Source organism: Streptomyces sp. NH27, from assembly GCF_056859195.1.
Map to the genome: position 1 here is coordinate 1 of NZ_JACEGK010000692.1, position 3399 is coordinate 3399.

Below are 3399 nucleotides of genomic sequence, written 5' to 3' on the forward strand. Positions count from 1 at the left end.
GTACCGCCGGCATCATCTTCCTGCTGGTGCCCGCGCTGCTGGCCTGGCTCGCGATCGCCGTCTACGACAAGTCGTTCAGCAACGACGCCAAGGTCACGGTGGACACCGGAAGCGCCGGCAACGAGATGAACCTGGGCGCCGACGTGAAGATGCGCGGCGTCGTGGTCGGCCGGGTCACCGCCATCCACGCCAACGGCACCGGCGCCCGGCTGACGCTGGCCATCGACCCCGGCAGGCTGCACCAGATCCCGGCCGGCGTCACCGCGCAGATGCTGCCGACCACGCTGTTCGGCGAGCGGTTCGTCGCGCTCGTGCCGCCGGCCGACAACCCCTCGGGTGGTCCCGCGCTGGCCGCGCACAGCACCATCCCGCAGGACCGCTCGGCCGACGCGGTCGAACTCGAACAGGTCCTGGACAACGTGATGCCACTGCTGACGGCCGTCCAGCCGCAGAAGCTCGCCGCCACCCTGAACGCGGTCGCCACCGCGCTCGACGGCCGCGGCCAGGAACTCGGCACCACCCTGGTCCAGCTCGACCACTACCTCACCAAGCTCAACCCCCAACTGCCCGCGCTCACCGACGACATCAAGCAACTGGTGACGGTCAGCAACACCTACAACGCGGCCGCGCCCGACATCGTGCAGGCGCTCACCGACTTCACCAAGACCAGCGGCACCATCGCCCAGCAGCAGGCCAACCTCAGCACGCTGTACGGCTCGACGACCGCCACCGCGCAGGACATCACCACCTACCTGCGGCAGAACAAGGAGAACCTGATCCACCTCGCCGCCGACAGCCGCGGCACCCTGCAACTGCTCGCCGAGTACGCCCCGTCCTTCCCCTGCACGCTGCGCACCCTCGCCGACTTCGTGCCGGCGATGGACAAGGTGCTCGGCAAGGGCACCGACGAGCCCGGCCTGCACGTCAACGTCACCGCCGTCGCCTCCCGCGGCAAGTACGTGGCCGGCAAGGACACCCCGGTGTACGACGCGAGCGGCGGCCCGCAGTGCTACCCGGTCCCGTACAACGGCCGCGGCACCACCCCGATCGCCAACTCCCCGCAGGAGAACGAGCTGGTCAACGAGTTGATCGCGCCCAGCATGAACACCTCGCCCGGGAGCCTGCCGGACTGGAGCAGCCTGCTGACCGGGCCGGTCTACCGCGGGGCGGCGGTGACGGTGAAGTGAACCGCAGCAGCCTGACCGGGCCGATCATCAAGTCGCTGATCTTCATCCTGGTCACCGCGTTCGCCACCACGGTGCTCGCGGTGAGCATCGCGGGCGCCGGGGTCGGCAACACCTCCGGCTACAACGCCGAGTTCACCGACACCACCGGGCTCAACAAGGGCGACAGCATCCGGATCGCCGGCGTCAAGGTCGGCCAGGTCGAGTCGATCAAGGTGGTCAGGCACCGGGTCGCGAAGGTGCACTTCTCCGTGCAGAAGGGCCGTACCCTGCCCGCCTCGGCCACCGCGACCATCAAGTACCTCAACCTGGTCGGCCAGCGTTACATCGACCTGGAGCAGGGCAGCGGCCCGGTCGGCGCCGGCCTGCACCCGGGCGCCACCATCCCCCTCGGCCACACCACGCCCGCGCTGGACCTCACCGAACTCTTCAACGGTTTCCAGCCGCTCTTCGAGGGACTCTCCCCGAAGGACGTCAACCAGCTCTCCGGGGAGATCGTGCAGGTCCTCCAGGGCGAGGGCGGCACCGTGGACAGCCTGCTCAGCAACATCGGCTCGCTCACCACCACGCTCGCCGCGAAGGACCAGGTGATCGGCCAGGTGATCGACAACCTCAACTCGGTGCTGACCACCATCAACACCCGGGAGACCGGCTTCAACGACCTGATCACCTCGCTCCAGCAACTGGTCACCGGCTTCTCCGCCGACCGCGAGCCGATCGGCCAGTCCATCACCGCCATCTCCCAACTCACCACCAGCACCGCCGGGTTGCTCCAGGACGGCCGGCAGCCGCTGAAGAACTCCATCGCCCAGCTCAACCGGGTCTCCACCAACCTCGGTGACAACACACCGCAGTTGCAGAAGTTCCTCACCACCACCCCGGGGAAGTTCCAGACGATCGGCCGGCTGGCGTCCTACGGCTCGTGGCTCAACCTCTACCTGTGCCAGGCCACGGTGCACGGCGTGACCACCTCCGACGGCAGCGCGCCGCCCACCGGTATAGCGATCACCGAATCGAGGTGCCGGTCATGAGGCTGAGACCGCCCACGCTCCGCCGGCGCAACCCCGCCCGGCGCGGCCGCCCGCTCTTCCGGCCGCTGCGCGAGCGCAACCAGGTCGCGGTCGGCATCGTCGGCCTGCTGGTGCTCGCCCTGCTCAGCCTCGTCGCCTACAACGCCGACGCGCTGCCGCTGATCGGCGGCGGCACCACCTACTCCGCCCACTTCACCGAGGCGGCCGGCATCAGGAGCGGCAACGAGGTGCGGGTCGCGGGCGTCAAGGTCGGCAAGGTCACCCACGTGGGGCTGGACGGCGACCAGGTCAAGGTCACCTTCCGGGTCCGGCACACCTGGATCGGCGACGCCAGCACCGCCGCCATCGGCATCAAGACGCTGCTCGGCGAGAAGTACCTCGCGCTGGACCCGCTCGGCGACCGCAAGCAGGACCCCGGCGACACCATCCCCAAGTCCCGCACCACCTCGCCGTACGACGTCACGCAGGCGTTCAACGGGCTCGGGCAGACCTTCGACGCGATCGACACGAACCAGCTCGCCGCGAGCTTCCAGGCGATCTCCGACACGTTCAAGGACACCCCGGCCTCCGTGCGGACCGCCGCCACCGGCCTGTCGTCGCTGTCCAAGACCATCTCCAGCCGCGACGCGCAGCTCGCCTCGCTGCTCAGCGGCAGCAAGAAGCTCACCAAGACCCTCTCCGACCAGAACAGCCGCTTCCAGGAGCTGATCTCCGACGGCACCCTGCTGCTCGGGGAGGTCGAGAAACGGCGGACCGCCATCCACTCCCTGCTCACCGGCACCCAGAACCTGGGCATCCAACTCAACGGCCTGGTCGCCGACAACGACAAGCAGCTCGCCCCCACGCTGGACGCCCTCGACCGCGTCACCAACGTGCTGCTCGCCAACCAGAGCAGCCTCGACAAGGTGCTGGCGCTGGCCGGCCCCTACTACCAGGTGGTCGGCAACACCCTCGGCAACGGCCGCTGGTTCGACAGCTACCTGTGCGGACTGGTGCCGAAGAGCTACCTGCCGAGCGGCACCCCGCCGACCACCGGCTGCATGCCGCCCAAGGCGACCGGAGGAGCGTCGTGACCGGGTTCCCGCGGCGGCTGCGCCGTACCAGCCGCACCAGCAGACTGACGCTGCCGGACCTCCCGCGGGAGGACGGCGAGGGCGGCGCGGGCCGTGCGAGCGGCGAGGAGC

3 protein-coding genes are annotated in these 3399 nt (G+C 69.5%); all 3 read left to right on the forward strand.

What is annotated here, in order from left to right; all coding sequences use genetic code 11:
* Positions 1-1187 (forward strand): MCE family protein (locus AC13HU_RS34490; protein ID WP_483045937.1); only part of this gene is annotated, 1187 nt, incomplete at its 5' end.
* Positions 1184-2215, forward strand: a complete 1032-nt coding sequence (locus AC13HU_RS34495) for an MCE family protein (protein ID WP_483045938.1) — start codon at positions 1184-1186, stop codon at positions 2213-2215. The genes AC13HU_RS34490 and AC13HU_RS34495, both read left to right, overlap by 4 nt.
* On the forward strand, positions 2212-3288 hold the full coding sequence (locus tag AC13HU_RS34500) for an MCE family protein (RefSeq protein ID WP_483045939.1): 1077 nt from the start codon (positions 2212-2214) through the stop codon (positions 3286-3288). Before AC13HU_RS34495 ends, AC13HU_RS34500 begins: the two co-directional genes overlap by 4 nt.
* Positions 3289-3399: the final 111 nt, after the last annotated feature.